Origin of the sequence: Marinomonas sp. SBI8L, from assembly GCF_001624705.1 — a bacterium.
Classification (GTDB): Bacteria; Pseudomonadota; Gammaproteobacteria; order Pseudomonadales; family Marinomonadaceae; genus Marinomonas.
In genome coordinates this window covers 122,496-141,207 of sequence record NZ_JSEO01000002.1, presented here as the reverse complement: position 1 = coordinate 141,207, position 18,712 = coordinate 122,496, and the positions used below count along the sequence as shown (strand labels likewise).

At 37.7% G+C, this 18,712-nt stretch carries 19 protein-coding genes; 3 read left to right on the top strand and 16 right to left on the bottom strand.

Annotation, left to right across the window (positions count from 1 at the left end; all coding sequences use genetic code 11):
* Positions 1 to 12: 12 nt before the first annotated feature.
* Positions 13 to 666 carry a YecA/YgfB family protein gene (locus OA91_RS02730; RefSeq protein WP_063337054.1) on the top strand — a complete coding sequence of 218 codons (654 nt, stop codon included), beginning with the start codon at positions 13 to 15 and terminating at the stop codon, positions 664 to 666.
* Positions 667 to 707: 41 nt separating this feature from the next.
* Here the strand turns inward: OA91_RS02730 and OA91_RS02725 are convergent, their stop codons facing one another.
* From OA91_RS02725 to OA91_RS02665, 13 genes are all read right to left on the bottom strand, one after another.
* Complete coding sequence (locus OA91_RS02725; protein ID WP_231870296.1) at positions 708 to 1,850, bottom strand: fused response regulator/phosphatase; 1,143 nt, start codon at positions 1,848 to 1,850, stop codon at positions 708 to 710.
* A 14-nt stretch (positions 1,851 to 1,864) separates the two neighbouring features.
* Positions 1,865 to 2,167, bottom strand: a complete 303-nt coding sequence (locus OA91_RS02720; protein WP_046017235.1) for an STAS domain-containing protein — start codon at positions 2,165 to 2,167, stop codon at positions 1,865 to 1,867.
* Between the two features lie 24 nt (positions 2,168 to 2,191).
* Entirely contained in the window at positions 2,192 to 2,497 is a 306-nt protein-coding gene (locus OA91_RS02715) for a BolA/IbaG family iron-sulfur metabolism protein (protein ID WP_046017234.1), read from the bottom strand.
* A 27-nt stretch (positions 2,498 to 2,524) separates the two neighbouring features.
* Positions 2,525 to 5,938, bottom strand: coding sequence for an SbcC/MukB-like Walker B domain-containing protein (locus OA91_RS02710; protein ID WP_063337052.1), 3,414 nt, complete (start codon positions 5,936 to 5,938; stop codon positions 2,525 to 2,527).
* A 7-nt stretch (positions 5,939 to 5,945) separates the two neighbouring features.
* On the bottom strand, positions 5,946 to 6,584 hold the full coding sequence (locus OA91_RS02705; protein WP_063337051.1) for a DUF4194 domain-containing protein: 639 nt from the start codon (positions 6,582 to 6,584) through the stop codon (positions 5,946 to 5,948).
* Between the two features lie 2 nt (positions 6,585 to 6,586).
* Positions 6,587 to 7,972 carry a Wadjet anti-phage system protein JetA family protein gene (locus OA91_RS02700; RefSeq protein WP_063337050.1) on the bottom strand — a complete coding sequence of 462 codons (1,386 nt, stop codon included), beginning with the start codon at positions 7,970 to 7,972 and terminating at the stop codon, positions 6,587 to 6,589.
* Between the two features lie 54 nt (positions 7,973 to 8,026).
* Positions 8,027 to 8,404, bottom strand: a complete 378-nt coding sequence (locus tag OA91_RS02695) for a sirohydrochlorin chelatase (RefSeq protein ID WP_046017230.1) — start codon at positions 8,402 to 8,404, stop codon at positions 8,027 to 8,029.
* A gap of 132 nt (positions 8,405 to 8,536) precedes the next feature.
* Positions 8,537 to 9,022 (bottom strand): DNA topoisomerase family protein, encoded by a 486-nt coding sequence (locus OA91_RS02690; protein ID WP_063337049.1) that lies wholly within the window; start codon positions 9,020 to 9,022, stop codon positions 8,537 to 8,539.
* A gap of 10 nt (positions 9,023 to 9,032) precedes the next feature.
* Positions 9,033 to 9,416 (bottom strand): hypothetical protein, encoded by a 384-nt coding sequence (locus OA91_RS02685; RefSeq protein ID WP_157203778.1) that lies wholly within the window; start codon positions 9,414 to 9,416, stop codon positions 9,033 to 9,035.
* Between the two features lie 28 nt (positions 9,417 to 9,444).
* On the bottom strand, positions 9,445 to 10,167 hold the full coding sequence (locus OA91_RS02680; protein ID WP_046017227.1) for an HAD family hydrolase: 723 nt from the start codon (positions 10,165 to 10,167) through the stop codon (positions 9,445 to 9,447).
* Positions 10,164 to 11,165 carry a ferrochelatase gene (hemH, locus tag OA91_RS02675; RefSeq protein WP_063337047.1) on the bottom strand — a complete coding sequence of 334 codons (1,002 nt, stop codon included), beginning with the start codon at positions 11,163 to 11,165 and terminating at the stop codon, positions 10,164 to 10,166. Before hemH ends, OA91_RS02680 begins: the two co-directional genes overlap by 4 nt.
* 128 nt (positions 11,166 to 11,293) lie before the next feature.
* Positions 11,294 to 12,094: a hypothetical protein gene (locus OA91_RS02670; RefSeq protein WP_063337046.1), complete on the bottom strand. Its 801-nt coding sequence runs from the start codon at positions 12,092 to 12,094 to the stop codon at positions 11,294 to 11,296.
* A 64-nt stretch (positions 12,095 to 12,158) separates the two neighbouring features.
* A complete protein-coding gene (locus OA91_RS02665; RefSeq protein WP_046017224.1) occupies positions 12,159 to 13,094 on the bottom strand; it encodes a chemotaxis protein CheV in 936 nt (311 codons plus the stop codon).
* Positions 13,095 to 13,209: 115 nt separating this feature from the next.
* Here OA91_RS02665 and OA91_RS02660 point away from each other — a divergent pair, with 115 nt between their 5' ends.
* Both OA91_RS02660 and OA91_RS02655 read left to right on the top strand, forming a co-directional pair.
* Positions 13,210 to 14,400 carry an EAL and HDOD domain-containing protein gene (locus OA91_RS02660; protein ID WP_063337045.1) on the top strand — a complete coding sequence of 397 codons (1,191 nt, stop codon included), beginning with the start codon at positions 13,210 to 13,212 and terminating at the stop codon, positions 14,398 to 14,400.
* Entirely contained in the window at positions 14,400 to 15,188 is a 789-nt protein-coding gene (locus OA91_RS02655; RefSeq protein ID WP_063337044.1) for a TatD family hydrolase, read from the top strand. The genes OA91_RS02660 and OA91_RS02655 overlap by 1 nt, the downstream gene beginning before the upstream one ends.
* On the opposite strand, the gene OA91_RS02650 is transcribed toward OA91_RS02655, so the two are convergent.
* The 3 genes from OA91_RS02650 to OA91_RS02640 are packed head-to-tail and all read right to left on the bottom strand — an operon-like array spanning position 15,180 to position 18,703.
* On the bottom strand, positions 15,180 to 15,449 hold the full coding sequence (locus OA91_RS02650; protein WP_063337043.1) for a glutaredoxin family protein: 270 nt from the start codon (positions 15,447 to 15,449) through the stop codon (positions 15,180 to 15,182). The genes OA91_RS02655 and OA91_RS02650 overlap by 9 nt on opposite strands.
* On the bottom strand, positions 15,442 to 16,107 hold the full coding sequence (locus OA91_RS02645) for a TetR/AcrR family transcriptional regulator (protein ID WP_063337042.1): 666 nt from the start codon (positions 16,105 to 16,107) through the stop codon (positions 15,442 to 15,444). Before OA91_RS02645 ends, OA91_RS02650 begins: the two co-directional genes overlap by 8 nt.
* On the bottom strand, positions 16,085 to 18,703 hold the full coding sequence (locus tag OA91_RS02640; protein WP_063337041.1) for an EAL domain-containing protein: 2,619 nt from the start codon (positions 18,701 to 18,703) through the stop codon (positions 16,085 to 16,087). The genes OA91_RS02645 and OA91_RS02640 overlap by 23 nt, the downstream gene beginning before the upstream one ends.
* Positions 18,704 to 18,712: the final 9 nt, after the last annotated feature.

The window sequence follows — 18,712 nt, the reverse complement described above, 5'->3', positions numbered from 1 at the left end:
TAGGATTAAAAAATGTCACATCAACCACTTGATGATTTAGAACTTGAAACATTAGAAGACTTTTTAGAATCAGATTCTGTTCACGAAGAGTGCCAAAATTTTGTAATGGCCCATGGCTTTTTAACTGCATTAAGTGTTTGCCCAGCAGCCCATCCGCCTAAAAATTGGATAGAGATCATTTTTGAACAAACTCCAAACTTCTCCAACGAAAAGCAAGAAAAACAAATCACAACACTTCTAGAGCGCCTTCACCTAGACATACAAAAAGAGCTAGAGTCTGAAGATGAATTTATTGTCCCTTGTGAACTTACACTTGCAGAAAACCCTGAAGAACTGAGCGAATTACAAGAGTGGGCTTCTGGCTTTATGGAAGGTGTGTTTTTAACCGAACGTTTCTGGTTTGAAAACGATAAGGAAGACGCGATTGCCGAATTACTCCTTCCTTTTATGGTTGCTTCTGATCTATTCGAAGACGAAGAAGTTAGCCAAATAAAAAGCAATCAAAAATTAACTCAATCTTGTATAGAACAGATTCCTGAAGTTGTGACAGATCTTTATCTTGCCCTAAGAACAGAGCCAGAAAAAAAGACAAACAAGCCTAACCACAACAAGCGCAATACAAACAACAAAAAGAAGACAGGCAAGAGTAAAAGCAAGAAAAAGTAACTAATTAAACATAAGAATAACCAAGTGAAATTTGGTTATTCTTATGTATTAATAGAAAGAAGTGTTATATCGTCAAGCTGCTCTGCTTTACCTTGATAAGAGAGTAATTGCTCTATTAAAGCCGACTGAAAGCTGTCAATAGAAATACAGTTGTCAGGACTAGCTAAAATTGATTTAAATTGCTCATCACCCAACATAACACCTTCATCATTACACATTTCCAGCACACCATCAGAGGCAATCACAACTCTTGAGCCAGAGCATAAGTTTACTTCAGTTGTTGTGTCTTCAAACTCATCTCTAGACAGTATGCCCAAAGGCATATGTTTGGAATGAATACCTTCCATATCGATATAATCTTGACCAATGATAAAAGCATGCGGCATACCACCACCCCAAAACTCTAAACAATCATTTGGTTTTAGCAACATAATATAAGCCGCACAAAACATATAATCAGGCAATATATCGATTAAAATACTATTAAAATGGTTTGCCAGTTGAGCAACACTGGTATTATCACTCGCTGCTTTAAAAAAAGCCTGCGTAAGAGGTAAAGCACCAATAGAAGCAGGTAAACCATGGCCCGTGAAGTCACCAACAAACAAAAGTAACGCACCGTCTTCACGACGCTTTATCAAAGCAATATCACCATTAAAGGTTGTTGCTGCTAATCGCGTTACAGCTACCTTTTCATCATGATCTTCACTACGATCCATAGCATGCGCCAACACTTGGTGCGCCATTCTATGTTCACGCTCAATCATACTTTGAAAATAAATTAGGTCACGATTTTTCTGAAAAGTTTCTTTACTAAACATCACGTTACGCAAATGTGTGCTTAAACGCGTATTAAATAAAATATCATTGAAAGGTTTCGCAAGAAAATCATCCGCTCCAGCCTTGATACATGCATTCATTGTCGCATCATCAGACTTAAAGGTAATCACCATTATTGGGATAATTCTATCTTGGGCAACATCTTTAAGTTGCTTTATCAACTTAATGCCATCACCAGAAGGAGACAAGACTTCTAACGTAATTAAGTCAGGCTCCCATTCATTATATAATGCGAGCGCTTCATCCATAGAGGCTGCTGTTTTAGTTTGAAGGCCACGAGATTCTACACAAGTAGAAATAATGTCTCGATAAATCTCTTCACTATCAACAACCAGTAGCTTCATGCTATTCAAGTCCATTAAGTTATTGTAAACCTTTTATCAAATCTAGAAATCATAAGAATATTTCGTATAAAAGAATTTGAGTTTGCAATTATGATATCCGTATCACTTGAAACAGAATTACGCATACTGAGTAACATACCTAAGGCAGCACTATCTAAGTATTCTACAGCCTGCATATCAACCACAAGCTCTTTGAACCCTGTAAGATAATCGGAGTAAGCAGAGCGAAAGTCATTAAACAATGAAAAATCGAAGCTGCCAACAACCCTAATACCTACTCGCTCTGAGTTCTGTTCAACAGTTACAGTTATACTCATATCACTTCACAAATGACTAAAAGTCTATTCGCCTCCATGGCACTTTGGAGATAAAGGGGCATTTTCTTGTCTAGATTGCCACTCATCAAGGGTGTAAATATGAAGCGCTAAGGCGTGGATCATGCCCATTTGTTGCGCTAATACTTTATATACAGTTTGATGCCTTTGAACTAATCTCTTCCCAACAAAGTCATCACTAACAAGTGTTAATTTGAAATGGGATTCACTACCCTCAGGCACATTGTGCATATAACTTTCATTCTTAACATCTAGATATTCTATAGTAAACGCTTTTGTAACACTTTGTAAGATTTGTTCTTTAATTATCATATAAATACTCAAATTTGCTAACAATTATTAACTTATTTCCAAATTTTCAACTTGGCCTGTTAACAATTTTCGTCCTTTAGATTTTGGATAAGATACATCTAGAGAAACAGCACCACCTTCTCGCCAAACACTTATAATGGTATCCATGTTTGCCGCCATTACAGCTCGCTTATCATCTGGCGCTGCTGCAATTACTTGCAAGCCAATGTCTTTCATAAAGCCCATACATGTTGATGTTTTTGCCATATCAATCTTATTGAATGCCTCATCAAACATAGCTAATGAAAATCCGCCAACTATATCGCCTTCTACCGTTTCATGTAGTCGGTATGTTGTAGATAGAGCTGCAGCAATGGCTAGATAAAATGGAATTTGGTGCTCACCACCTGAACCAGTTTGAATTCGTTGGCTCAAAGTTGTTTTCTTATTACCCTCTTGATCCAGAATATCAACTTCAAAGTTATAAAACTTACGGTAGTCAGCTAAATCTTGCTGCTTATCTTCATTACTGATTAATTCATGAATAGACTCTATTGCTTTTGCATGATCAGAATTTTCAGCACTTGCTGGGTCAAACAGTCCACCAACATTGGCTTGGTCTTGGCTACTAAACCTTTCAACCAAGTCCAAAATATCCTTCATATCACCATTTGCATAGTATCTGAATTGATACACTTCTGAGTTAAATGGACGGCGTTTTAAACTATGATTCAATTCCCTGATTATATGAGCAACCTGATCAAGAGAATCTTTCAGTTTTGAAACATAATCACTTCTAAATGTTTCTTCAGCCTCTTTTCTCGCTAACTCAGCCCTTTTTGCGTAACGAGCTAATTCAGTTTCAGATAGTACTTTTACTTGATGCTGAATGTAATTTTCAAACTCTTCAAAACGAGACTCCAAATAGTCTAGTTGTATGTCAGAGTCGATATCTGCGTTATGATATTTAGCGTAGTGGTCTGCGACTTCTTTTCTGACTTTTTGATCAAAATTGCGAGCTTTTTCTTGTGCTTTTTCAGCCCTACTCATGGCTTCTTTGTAGATTGCAGCACCATTGACCATACTTGATTCAAGTAGCTCATAACGCTCACTTGCAAACTCAGCTTGATAGAATTGATGATTTTTAAGACGCGTTCTATCTTCATCCAATGTGGATAACGCGGCACTTAACTGAGCCTTTTGCGTATTTAAACTACCGTATTGCTCAGCAATTTGTTGACGCTCTCTGTCCAGTTTCTTTTGTTCCAACTCAACTGTTGCAATACGTTCTTTAAGCAGGTCGATTTTCTCTTGCAGTTCAGTGTCATCTTTTTGTTGCAACAAATGGATTTCATCATCAATTAAACTAATATCATGCTGCTGTTTATTTAAAGCATTACTATGTTGTTTTAAAGCATCTGCATCAACATGATGATTCGCCACAACACGGCTTAATAATGTATCAGCCTTCTCTAATCTTTGATCTGTCTGCAACAGGTCCATCAACTCACCGCTCAACTTTTGCAATTGAGACTCACGTGATTGGCGCATTCCATCCGTATTGATACCAACCATCATATGAGGTGTGAAACGAATTGTAGAAATCGTTCCTGAAAGCTTCAGCATGCCATCATATGTCATAGCACTATCTTCACGCAGCAACTGCCTTTCTGTATCGACAGGCTTAATACCACCAAGGCGACGATTCAAGTAAGCTTGAGCATGATCATTATTACAACGTATGTATTGTAACAAGGATGATCTATCACCACGATTCAACCAAAGTCTAGTTTGAGTTGTATCTATTACTCGACAACCCATGAGCTGCTTACGATGAGCCCTAAATACCCTAATCGCCTCTTCAGCATCTTCAGGATTAACAATAAGCGCTTCCCTTTGCTGTCCAAGATATCCCTCTATCGCATCCTGCCATTTATGGTCAGTTACTTCTGCTAAATGACTCAAAGGGGTTGCTTCAATGCCTGTTTGCTTCAGTAAAGAAATAAGTTTTTTGGTATTACCTGATAAAGGACTTGAACCCCCTTTTAAGGAAGAAACGTCTGACTCTAACTGCTTGCAGTCATCCTTTAGATTCAAAATGGTCCGGTTAAGCTCAGACCTTTGTCTAAAGAGTTCTGTTTTTTCTCTATCTAGTAAGTTAGATAATTCCGCAAGAACCTTATCAAACTGGTGTGATTCAACCTCAAGCTGTCCCTGATCGTTTATTTTTTTGTATAAGTCACCAGCTCGAGCTGATAAACCAAGAATCTCATTAGAAAGTAAATCTTCATAATCGTATAAAGAAGCCAAAAGGGTCAGCATCTGCTTGCATTGCAACAGACTCTTCTTATCTTGTTGCCCTTGAAGGTCTAATAATTTACGACTTTGCTCAAGCTGCTGTAACTTTAAACCAACATCTGAATGTTCATACTGCTGCTCAAGCCTAACAAGTTGGCTTTGAAGTTGTTTTGATAAATCGTTTTGTGTGCCTAGCTCAAGCTGAATTTCATCATCACGCTCTTGATGAACCTCATATTTATCCTGAATTTCATCTTGCTTACTACCTAACTCATCAAAACGCGCCTCTGTTGCTACCCATTGATAATTGATATTCGCTTTTTCTTGTTGGCGTTTTTTCTCGCAATCAACCGCTATTAAGTTTAAGTCGTCTATTCGTTTTGCAACTTCTTGAGTTTTTGTTTCAAGTTGTCTGTATTCATTTAAAGACTTTTGATAAGCACTCACCTGCAATGGCTGCTCAGCTAAAACAAAGTCTTGAACAAAACGAGTTGGTGAAGCAATAGGTACAAATTTAAGGGCATTTTTAAAGTTTTTCAAAAAGCCATCTAAAGTTATTAGTTGATCAGGGCTTGGACTTAACTCTTCGAGGTAGCGATTAATATATTGAGTTGCAGAGGCACTGCCTGACTTAATAAATGGATCTAAGCAGACCTTTTTCATAGCCTCACGAACATCTAACCAGGGTTTTGCTTTGAAACTTCTACCTTCAAGCTCTTCAATAAAGTCGCCTTTCACCACACCATAATTAGATAAAACAAAACGACCTAATACGTCCTCTTCAGGAGAGGATAATGAGGCAGACAGACTTAAACCAATAGTTGATTCATTACCTGTATTTGAATCAGTAAATACCAAACCTAAATAACTCACCGCATCTTGTCTTGGCGACGTACCAAACACTTTCGCATCTTGTTGGCCAGAATCAATCATACCCAAGATATAAGAGCGAATACTTCGACCACTTGCTTTACCATCATTGGCACTAGCGTTGTAATTTAAGTGTCTTTTACTTGCACCCGTTAAGACAGTTTGAATAGCATCTAATAAAGAAGATTTACCTGAACCAGTTGGTCCAATAATCGCTGTATTTCCTCTTATTTCGATTTCTTCTGCGCCGAGTAGGTACCAGTTAACTAATACAATTCTGCTAAGTTTTTTCATTTTCTACCTACTCTTCACTTGTGGCATCTAGTTGAATCGATTCATCTTGGTCTTCGTCTTGTTCCTGATCAGAACCATTAAAAGACTCAAGCTGACGTAAATAAGCTTCTGTTACAACAAGTCGAACTACTGGTGTGACATGCACAGCTAGGTTTTTACTATCTTCTTCGTACGCCTTACCTTTTATCAAAACACCATGGCGACTTAACAAGGTTAAAATATCTTTAAAGCGTGTTTCGGTAGGAATTTCACGCTTAACTAATTGCACGTATCTTTCTAAGATAGCGTGAGTATTAGTTGCTACAAAGCCATTATCGACTTCAAAGTTTTCAATTTTCTCTTCATAAATTTGACGTAAGATTAAAAGAAACAATGTCTCATCAGTTTTAAGTCTCACAAATGCTTCTCTTTCAACTGGCAACAAACCTAACAGTCTTTCATTTTCGTTTACGTATAATTTCATCCCCAAAGCGTCAAAGACGTTCGAGAAATAATTTTGATATGCTTCTATTAATAAGAAGTATTTACGCTGTCCGTGCTTATAAGCACTAACAAACTGATGAGATAACAAGTAGTTCGCAGCTTGTTGAAACTCTTGAGCGTCTTTACCAGACTCTTCAACAACTTTTTTTAATTCTCTTAACATTTCTATCTCCTGCGAACCACAACAAACTCTCGGCACTCAACAAACTGGTGCACATCGAGATACTGTTCACTAAATTTTATTTCGAATTCATTCTCAATTATTTTGGCATTAACACCCAAAGAACCTACATATCGCAAGTGATCAAAGCACACAAAATCTTCAACAGAATTAATGCTAAATTCAGTAATATGCTTTTCTGCTAGTTCTGTCATTTGGCGTTGCAGATAACTTTGTAGTTTTGCAACCGTTACTTGTCTAGCTTCATGGAAGCGTCTTTGTGCATCACGTATCTTAATTGCATTCTCTGACACACTGGCAGGTGTTACCACCCTAGGTGCTGGCGGTTCTCTTCTTCGACTTGGTGTCGCGGCCGACTCCATACCTAACACTTTAACGCCTAACATTTGTTTTAAAACAGGTACCGAGTCATGACGAGCAACATTAGTGATTATGTTAGCAATCTTTGTTGCCATACCAGGTCGAGAGCTGTCCATATATCGAGCGGTATCTGCGGCACGCTTTTCTAGACGGTACCTATACTCATCAATTCGCTCTAATCGCTGCTCGATATTATTAAAGGTTTGTAAAATTGCACGACAGTCTTTCTCTACAAGCGCCTGAGCTTTTTCAATAGATATAAGCTGTTGCTCGCTATAGCATTGAGAAATTGCATATAGAGAATCACTGTCTGCCAAAAAGTTTTGTACTAACTCTAAAATTTGACGCCTAAAACGAAAGGGGTTGTTGCTTGTTTTAAGGGTCTTATAGTCTGCGATTAAGATCCCTTCGACAAATAATTCGAAGAAACCAGATACTATCGCTTTTGGGTCTCGGCTAGCAAAAAGCTCTCGCTGAAGAGAACGAATACCTAGGAGAATTTGATTGAGGTGAGCAGAAAAATCACGAGCAGCTGCTGCAGCCTGATTTAACGTTACACCGCGCTCTAACGGTGATAATGCCACTGACTCTAAATTACTTAAAATACTTAATACAGTAGCACCATAATTACGTTTACCGTGACGACTTATTTCAACCAGAGATTTCAACAGCATAGAGATTTGGGGTGTCATCAGCACACTAACGCGGTAAAGCTCTTGCTCTTCAACCAGCCAGCCCGTGTTAACTAATCTATGATAGATACGCAGCGCATAATCATGAATGGTTTTAGGGGATTCAAACGACTCTTTTTGATCTTCTTGCCAAGATAAGATATCAACCTTATGCAAACTATCTTCAATTGCTTCAATAATGGTTGATTTATCTTTTATTGGGTCTTCTGCGTAATCATAAAAAACATCTGATAAATCAAACAGTACAGCTTCCACTAGCTGTTTGTTTGAGCCACTTAAGGCCTGAAATATCTCATCGGGTAAATGCTTAAAGAGCATATATCATCATACCTGTGTCAAAACTTGGGAACTTGGTTGAAAGTAATGATGCATCTAGCTTTCGCCCAGTTGATTTGCAATCACTTGCAACATAGCATCTTGCAATAAAGGGCTATCGCCTATTGGTTTGAGTAAATCTATTTTCAACTGATCCGTTTCTAAAGCTTTAACTTGAGCAGGCACATCAACCCTTAAATGCCTACCAACAGCTAAAAATATTGGTAATACAGCGATGTGTCTACAGTCATCACTTAACGCTGCGATAACTTGCTCTAAAGTAGGATCAGTCAGCTCCATAAATGCCAAACTTGTCTTACCTGCCCCATACTCGTCACTTACTCTTTGTTGCAAGGATTGGAATGGTTTTTTCCAGATACTATCTGGGCTTCCATGAGCAAGTAAGATTACATGATCATATTTCGTTGAATTCATTAAACACCCTTTTAAATCAAGCTGACATTCTAGCTATCATTAATTAGAAAAAGAAGAAGGTTTTGTAAAAAGGCGCGCTTTAATAGCAATACCAATAAGACTTGTGCATTTTTGCAGCAATTTTTAACAGGGTTATTTTTTTAATTTAGGTTTGCCATCGAAGTCATCTAGTGTATGACGACATTCTGGATACTTAATGCACCCCCAGAAATACCCTTTGGGCCCTTTTTTCTTAACTAGATAGTGGCCACACTTCCTACAAGGGTATTTTTTTTGAGGTGTCGGTACTCCGTCCTCATCCTCAATTGTTACCTTACAGTCAGGGTAATTTGTACACCCCCAAAAAACATTTTCTTTGTACGTATGTTTTTTTAGAGGGGACTGGCAGTCTGGACAAAGATATCGTTTTTGACGAACAGGTTTTCCATTTTCATCATTTGCAGTGTAATCACATACAGGAAAACTACTACACCCCCAAAACTCTCCTTTTTTGCCATTACGTTTTTGTAAAAAAGACTGACATTTGGGGCAGCGATACCTAACACTAGCATTTTCTACGTAAGCACTGTCCTGGTTAACAAATTCGTTTTCCCAAGTTCCGCCATTCTTTTTACTCATAAAAGGAGCGCTAAATCGAACTATCTAAGTTTTGAGGTGACTCTTGTTTTGCAGCATCCAAACAAGCCTTATCAGATAAATCACATGCAAAATCTTTTAACTTTTCTGTGCCATCTTCAGCTAGCTTTTTAGATGCTGAACCTATTTCTTTCATTTTATTCCAAAAAGCTTCTCCAGTTTTTTCAGCTTTTTTATTAGCTTCGTCACCTAACTCAGCACTCTTGTCTAGTATGTTTTCTCCAATCTGAGCACTTTTCTCTTTTGCGATTTCAAATAACTCGATCGCACCCTCTTTCGTTTTATCTAATGCTTTATCAACATCCGTATCGGCGGCACTTACATATGGAACACTTAAGCAAAATACTATCAGCGTCGTTTCAACTATTCTTTTCATGCCAACCTCTAATTGTTCAATGTCATAACTAAGCATTTTTGGCTAACCAAGGCAAAAGTTCTGAAATATTTTCAAATGTTTCAATTTCACCGTAAGCAGTCAGTTCACTCTCATCAACTTGCTCATGCGCCCAAGTACTATGGTATGGAACATGTATCGCTTTAACACCAATATCCAATAAAGGTAATACATCTGATCGCATAGAATTACCAAGCATTAAAAACGACTCTTTTGGAATCTGGTAACGCGTTAAGATATCCTGATAAGAGGATGGCTTCTTTTCTGATACTATTTCAATGTAATCAAACAAATCTGCGATTCCAGATCGAGCAAGTTTACCTTCTTGATCCAGCAAATCACCTTTAGTAATCACCATAAGCTGATACTTGCCTTTTAAAGCTTTTACAGTATCAACCACATGAGGTAAAAGATGAATCGGAGCTGCAACCATGTCTTTAGCCAAAGTAATAATGTCATGAATTTCATGACCTCTAATACGCCCTTCGGATAACTCAATTGCCGTTTCAATCATAGAAAGAGTGAAACCTTTTATCCCATACCCAAACAATGACAAATTTCTAACCTGAATCTCAGCTAGATGAGATGATATATATGCCTCATCATGATATTCAGTTAGCATATTAATAAAGGTTTCTTGTGCCTTCATAAAAATTTCTTCATTTCGCCACAAGGTATCATCAGCATCAAAAGCGATTGTTGAGATGGCATATTTATTATCAGTTTGACTCATTTATCAGAACACCATTGGCTAGAATTTTTCAGTATCAGTTCGCGATAAAGAGCCGCATGATCATCATTATCATTTAGAGCAAAAATATAGTCATACTTTTCACCACCCGCCTCTTCAAACACTTCTTTTAACTCAAAACAAATCTCTTCAAGTGTTTCTAAACAATCAACAGCAAAGGCTGGGCTAATAACATTCAGCGACTTAACACCACCTTGAGCCAGCGTCTTAAGTGTTTCATCTGCATAAGGCTGTAACCATTCTTCACGCCCAAACCTAGATTGATAAGAGTGAGTCCACTCTGAAGGAGATAGACCCAATTCTTTAGCAACCAATTCGCTTGTTTCATTACAGTGTTTCTCATATGGATCACCGTTAGTAACGTAGCGCTTAGGGATGCCATGATATGAGAATAACAAGTGGCGCTTTTCACCTTGGATTTGCCACTGATTACGGACACTATTCGCTAATGCTTTGATATACAGTGGCTGATTTGCATAATCACGAATAAAGTGAAGAGATGGCCAGTCTGAGCTCTTAGAAAGAGATTTAAAAACCGCATCATATACAGCCGCAGTTGTTGTACCAGAGAACTGAGGATACATAGGCAATATGACTATATTCTCAACACCTTGCTTACGTAAGTCTGCTATGCCATCAGTAATACTTGGATTACCGTATGTCATTGCATTCACGATAGGAATGTTTTGCCCCGCTTCTTCAAAGTTAGCAGCCAGTTTCTGAGCTAAACGTTTACCTAAAACCAAGAGAGGAGAACCGTCATCAAACCAAACTTTTTCATACAGTTCGGCAACTTTCTTCGGCCTGATATTTAAAATAACTAGATTTAAAATGGGCTTCCAAATTAAGGGAGTTAAATCAACTACTCTAGGGTCTGATAAAAACTCTCTTAGATACTTTTTTACTGCTTTTGCAGTAGGTGCATCAGGGGTTCCCAAGTTTACAAGAAGAACACCAAAATCTGGTTTATTTTCAGTCATTTAATATCCAATTTAGATTCAAACAAAGAAATATCATCAAGTGACTAACACGCACTCGAAAGAATTAACTCATGTATATAATTACAGTTAATTTTATCACGCGAATTCTCTCATAAACAAGCAAAGGGCTAAGTGATAATACTTCTAATTACGATGGCAAGAAGAAATAGAGCGAGTATATAGTGCAACCATGCTTTATCAGTTTGGTTCTGCGTGTTTTTAACCAAAGCATTTCCAATGTAAGAACCGCAAAATACTAGAATTGATAGCGGCCAGCATATATAACCAATCATCCAGTTTTGCTGCCATTGCTGTGATTCAAAAACTGTAACTGGTAATGCAGGAAAAACGAAGCCTAGTAAGGCAGGAAAAACAACAAACATGCTTAAGGTCAAAAAGTAGTCAAACCCTTCTGCATTAGATTTGATAGGTAAAACCTTTCGCCATTCCATTCCAGCCGCCCCTAACGGCAAAGAAAGTAGCGAAAGATACCAAAAACGACCACTAAAGCTCTCTTGAAAATACTTTTCCCTGTTAAGGTATGGACCTAAAATCAATGACATTGCAAATAAAGCTAAAAGAATGCAATAGAAGCTGTAAACATAGATTGATGGAACAATACCTAAAATTTGTGCAATTAAAATTGAACTTAAGCTAACTCTTGTTGCAAACCTTGGAACCACCTCAAAGTCCCCTTTAAAATTTTTCGCGGCCGACACAAAAGATAAAACACAAAAAGGCAAACTTGCAGCCAAGCAAGAGGCAATTAAAATTAATAATGAATCTTCAACACTTACCGGCAATAAAGACTCAAACCCCAACATTCCCGGAATAAGGATTAATGACAAGCTCACACGGTTTAACTTGTAATAAACACCCGATATTAACGCAAGCACAAAAACAAGAGGCAGTAACCAAAGTAAATCCAAACTTTTCTCCAACACAAAAAATAAGGCAGCGAATGCTGCCTTATTTCATTAACACTTAATAAAATCAGTCACGACTCACAACATCTCTAATTCTATCTTGTACGATGGCCGCCAACTTATCTGGCTGAAATTTAGACAAGTAATCATTACAACCAACCTTTTGGACCATAGCTTTATTAAAACTGCCACTTAATGAAGTATGCAAAACAATGTAAAGGTCTTTAAGCCTTGGATCATCACGCACTTCTTTCGTTAATCGATAACCATCCATCTCAGGCATTTCAGCATCAGTAATCATCATCAGCAGCTTATTAGGCACATCTTCGTTATCAGCAGCCCATTTCTTAAGCATCTCCAGACCTTTCTTACCATCTGTTGCTGTATGAACCTTAATCCCCAAAGAATCTAAAGTTATCTGACATTGGTGAAGACCAACCGAAGAGTCATCTACAACTAGAACCTCAAGCCCTTTAGCTAATGAAAGAAGGTCTTTATCAATAATTTCATCACTGATACGACTATCGTATGGAGATATTTCAGCCAACACTTTCTCAACATCAATGATTTCAACAATACGTTCATTTACTTTAGTAATCGCCGTTAAATAATTTTGACGTCCTACACCGTCTGGTGGTGGAAGAATCTCATTCCAGTTCATATTGATAATTCGGTCTACTTCACCAACCATGAACCCCTGAATGGAGTTATTGTACTCTGATACAATTAAATTACAGGTTTGTTCATCAGAAAGAGGACGCAGCCCAATTGCCTGTGACAAATCAATTACAGGAATTGTTTTACCACGGAAATGAGTAACTCCGCCGACAGAAGGATGACGCTGTGGCATTAGATTAAGTTTCGGTAGCTGCACTACCTCTTGTACTTTAAACACATTGATTGCAAAAAGTTGCATTCCATTGAGGCGAAACATGAGCAACTCTAATCTATTTTCCCCTACAAGTTGCGTCCTCTGATCTACGGCTTCTAACATTCCCGCCATGCGTTACTCCAAAGTTATTAAATCTAGCATTGTGTTTATTATAAACATGATATTGAATTGCGTAAGCTGTTACAGTACTTATTTAGTTATTGACCACTATATTTGAGACATTTTCATGCAAGAACAATCCGTGCTGCTTGCACGACAAGCCATTTTAAATAGAAAAGGACATATTGAAGCCTATTCAATCCTTTATCCTGACAATAAACTTTCTGATTTAGAAAGTAGTAACAACCTATTACACACGTTAATCACGGACCTTGATCTTGATATTGTAACTAATAACACAAAAGCCTTCATTGACATTAGCATTGATGTGTTATTAAAACCGCCCGCTTTTTCCTTAGATAATTATGTACTTTTTTTTAGGGCCCCGTCACCCTTTCCAGACAGTCTAATCGAACATATCGCATTATTACATGAAGATGGCTATAAACTCGGTTTAATTAATGCAACTCCTGAATCTGTTCCTTTAGCAATTATGCCTTACATTAGTTATGTTAAATTTAACCTTAAAGAAATGGGTTTACGTAACACAATTAAGTTGCTTGACGACTCTTTCTATAAAGATGTCTGTTTACTCGCCAATCAGATCAATCTAAGCCAGCATAATGATGCCGCACAACAGATACCAAAGATAACCCTCTTTTCAGGCAACTTCCATACTGCAAAAGAAGATATTCATGGCAAGAAAACACATTTATATAAAGCACTTGTTATTGAGTTCCTTGCCAAGGTAAATGAAGCTAACAGTAATATTAACGAATTAGCAGCCATCATTGAAAAAGACGCTACTTTAGCTTACAAAATAATAAAACTTACTAAACGAGCACCCAGCTATCAAAACTTCCAAGTATCAAGTGTTCAAAGAGCGCTAGAAGTAATAGGCCTTAGGGATGTAATGAAATGGTTTAGCATGGCTGTTTTTAACGCTATTGATGGTAAACCTGACTGCTTGTGTCAAATGGCCCTCACCAGAGCAATGTTTTGCCAGCAAGTAGCTAAAAAGCTTTACCCAGGTGAAGCTCATGCTTTTATAGTTGGTCTATTCTCATACCTTCCTTCTTTTTTTGGTGAAAGCATAGAGCAGCTATTAAATGAAATACCTCTTGATAAGAATTTGTCTCTTGCACTTACTCAGTTTAAAGGTCCCCTTGGAAACACTCTTAAAATGGTTCAACAATACGAACGTGGGCAGTGGGAAAGCCTCCCCTTGGAAGCTTTAACACAAGCAGGTCTTGATAAAGCAGAAATGAAGTCGCTTTATATTGAAAGCATCAAACAAGCAAAAGAGTTGCAGTTTTAATGATAGATATTGGCGTAAACCTTACTCACCCCTCTTTGCTCAACAACCTTGAGCAAAACATGATTGACTGGCAACTAGCAGGTGTTAGCAACATAATAGCAATCGCGTCGAATATTGAAGAAAGCGAGCAGCTTTTTGAGCTTGTAAAAAAATTTGATGGCATCTACATTACATTAGGCTGTCACCCTCATCATGCAGATTCATGGAACCTAGATTCAGCAAATAGGATCACTGCTTTACATAAAGCGAGCACAAAAGCAGTTGCTATTGGTGAGACTGGCCTCGATTTTAACCGTAATTACTCAACTCAAGATAACCAAATAATCGCTTTTAACGAACAAATCCAACTTGCTAAAGAGTTAAAATCCCCCTTATACCTCCATGAAAGAGATGCTGAAGAAACCTTAATCAACATTTTAAAATCTCACTTTTCAAGCGAAGTACATGGGGTATTACACTGCTTTACAGCAAATAAAAACACATTGAAGCGTTATCTAGATTTAGGGCTTTATATTGGAATCACTGGCTGGGTTTGTGATGAACGAAGAGGACAAGACCTTCAAGAAGCAATCAAGTACATACCTCAAGATAAAATCTTGATCGAGACTGATTCACCTTACTTGCTACCAAGAACACTTAGACCAAGACCTAAAAAGAATCACCCTAAATTTTTACCTCACATAGCAACTCAAATTGCGAATCAACTTAATCTGTCAGACGATGAATTAATTCAGGCAAGCCGTCAAAACACAGAAAAGCTTTTCAATTTAAACCTTAATTTAGAGTAAATAGCGACGCTTTGGTGAGTGCTGACGCCAGATTTTCTGAATATCACTCGCCTCAAAAGGCCAATTTAGCTCTTGATCGCCAAGCTTCATGACAGGAATCCTCGTCGCCATGGCACTCATCAAGCTTTCATTTTCAACAATATCTATTTGTTTTATTGAAACATCCTTAGGAAGAGCAGCCCTTCCTAAGGCAAGAGCATCATCACAAAGATGACACCCTAGTGTTCCATATAAAACAACTTCTGGTAACGCTTTATGCATAGTCATTTTTAGTTTGGTTTAGTGATAAAACAGAAACAGGTAAAGTATATAATGGTGTACAAGGACATACTTTTTTAGCTGCATCTTTCGAAATAGTAGGAGGAACACCTACTAATCTTAATACAAGTTCAGCACAGCTTACTGCAATTTCTTGACCTCTGTCCTGATTTTCCAGCGCTTGCCTTAGCAAACCGAACATACCCTTTTCAACAAAGTCTACAACAACTTCATCAACTTCTATAGAGAATAGCCCTTTTGCTTTGCCTGCTTGTAAAATGGGTGATAAAAGTTGATCCACACCAGGCTCAAGACGATCAGAGAACTCAGTACCACCTAAAATATACTGAGCCCATACAGCTTTTGAATTCGCAAGCTCAAAAAAGTATTTAATAAGCAAGGTTAATTGCGAAACTGGATCCATCTCTACTTTTAATAAAGCATCAAGATCGTGATACAAGACATCACTCAATACTTTTTTAAGGTCATCCAAAGCGGCATCTTTACTATCAAAATAGTTATAAAAGGTGCCAATACTAACATTTGCCAACTTAGCAATGTCCTGAACGCCCACTTCATTCCAATTAGATTGTAAGATCATAGTTTGCGCAGACATGCGTAATCTATCTAGAGTTAGTTCACGTTTCATAGGTGATTTCATGTTTTGTTCCAATAATATTCCGTTTATTGTCATATCCTTTGTACCACAATCCAAAATCTGTCTCTGACATAGGTTTCGCAAAATAAAAACCTTGGCAAAGTTGGCAGCCATAGCCTGCAAGCTGTTCAGCCATTTCGAGACTTTCAACACCTTCTGCTATCACTTCCATATTCAAAGCCTTACCTAGCATCACCGCTGCTTCGACGAGACTTGCATTGTGTTGTGCCTTGTCATCCTTAACTAAAAATCCTTTGTCAATTTTCAATTCAGTAAAAGGCAACTCTTTAAGATACACTAAAGAAGAATAACCCGTTCCAAAGTCATCCAGCGCCATCTTAACCCCCAAGTCCAAAAGATCCTCAAGGGCATTACGACTTTTTTCTATATCACCAATGATAGCAGTTTCTGTCACCTCAAAAGTAACTAACCTTGGTGGAACACGATATTTCTCAATAATACTTGAGACTTCTTGTATCAAAAATTCATCAGATAGGTTTCTAGCCGATAAATTTATTGATATAGCAATTTCCTGACCAGTCTCTTGATAAAATCTTTGATAAAAAGCACACGATTCTTTCACTACAAATGCAGTCAAAGGTGTAATTAATCGACACTGCTCAGCTATAGGCACAAAGACATCAGGAGGAATCCAACCATACTCATCATCCTTCCAACGAACCAAGGCCTCAACACCAAATAAACTCCCATTATGAGTATTTACCTGTGGCTGAAATGCAAGCTGTAATCGACCTTGGTCTAATGCCATTTTCAATTTAGACATTATAATCCCTGTTAATTCAGGGTCTTGGCCTAATTTGTTATGGTAATGTAACACTTTTAAACGCCTTTGTGATGCTTCTTTAGAAGCAACTTGTGCACGCCTTATTACACGGTCTACTTTTTCTGAGTCATGCAGTTTACTGACACCAATCGTTAATTCAATATCTAAAAACATATTCTCATAATTAAATGGACCACTTAGACTATTATGCAACCAATTAAGCTCTTCACTAATGTCATACTCTTTCGGGCTAATTAAAATTAGACATAAATCTAATGAGTCCAATACCACAGCCCTATCTTGGCTCCACTGGTAATCAAGCTTTAAATATTGAGACTTATTACCAAGTAATCGCCTTACTCTATCGTGCAACTCATGCACCATAGCTTCAGCAACTTGCTGACCAAACGACAATACTTGCCCATAATAGCCTTCAAAATGAATCAAAACAGCACTGGCACTATGATCAGAAGGCACTTCGGCACTCAACTTTGGCCAGTTAGCTAGTAACACGTCTTTTTTAGGTAGGTGCGAAACTGAATCGTGAGTCGCTTGGAATAACATATGTTTTTCAATATGCACTCTCTGCTCGGCTTCCTTATGACTTTGTAAAGTCGCCTCAATACGAGCTTGCCTCTCGCTTTCAAAACGACATACCATGGCTGTTGTTAAAAAGAAAACCTCCAGAACAGAAGCGATCATGTTAGCGTTATTAACAATAGGGGTTGAGGGCAATATTCCAAAGACTCCAAGTACAACAACACTCACACCAAGAGCCATTACAAGCCAAGCCATAGCAAAATATAACTCACCTCTCAACCTACTCTTGTTTTTACGGCAGTAATCAACCGCAAGAAAAAGACAAAAAAGGTTGGTTAAAAGGATAAATATTCCACTAATTTTACTTAATGGCATATACCATTGCGGTACAAGAGAAATCAGCAAGCCAACCATGGCAAGCATTTTAAGTACATCAGAAAGCACCTTTATCCTGCTATTTTCTAGTTTAATATAACGACATACAAAAACGAGCTGAAAATAAATAAGGGTATAAGAAAAGAGATTAGTTGAGACTTGATTCCACTCGGGAGATCCAGACCAAAGCCAACGGAATAATAAGCCATGCAAATTTAGAGTGAGCCCCAAACTTGCCAACACATAAACACCGTAAAGCAAATAATTCTTATCGCCACTAATGGCAACAATAATAAGGCTCATTAAGATCATTAAGCCCATATAACCTGCAAAAGCACCAGAATATAGATTTTCGGCTGCTTCCGCCTGAATCAAATCTTCATATTGCTCAAAGTATAAGGGAACCTTTAAAGTACCACTGCTTTTCACTCTAATGAATAAAGTTGAACCCTGTGATTGAGCGTCAATAGGAAAAGCAAAATTTGAGACTTTAACCAACCTATTATCAAAAGGGCGAGCATCACCTGTCTCTATCTTTAGTGTTTCACCTTCTTTCATTACTTGATAAAAGTCGATTTCATCAAGTAATGAGTAATTAACAACCAAGAACTGCCCCTTCTTTATCTGATTTTTAAGGGGTAATTTAATCCAATGAGAAGCGGTCGAATAACCAAAAGAAAGTGAATTAGACTTCTGCAGTAGGTTTTGCCAATCGCTTTGTGGCAAATTTAGAATATCATGAAAAGCTAAGTTTTCATTTTCAGAAATGTATACCTGATAATCCGAAGCATACTCGATATTTGACTTACTAATCCTATGCTCATTTACCGCCCAAACCAAAACTAGCACAGCAAATAAAAAAAACACCAATAACGCTACTCGTACGTTAGCAAATGTCATTCCTTTGTC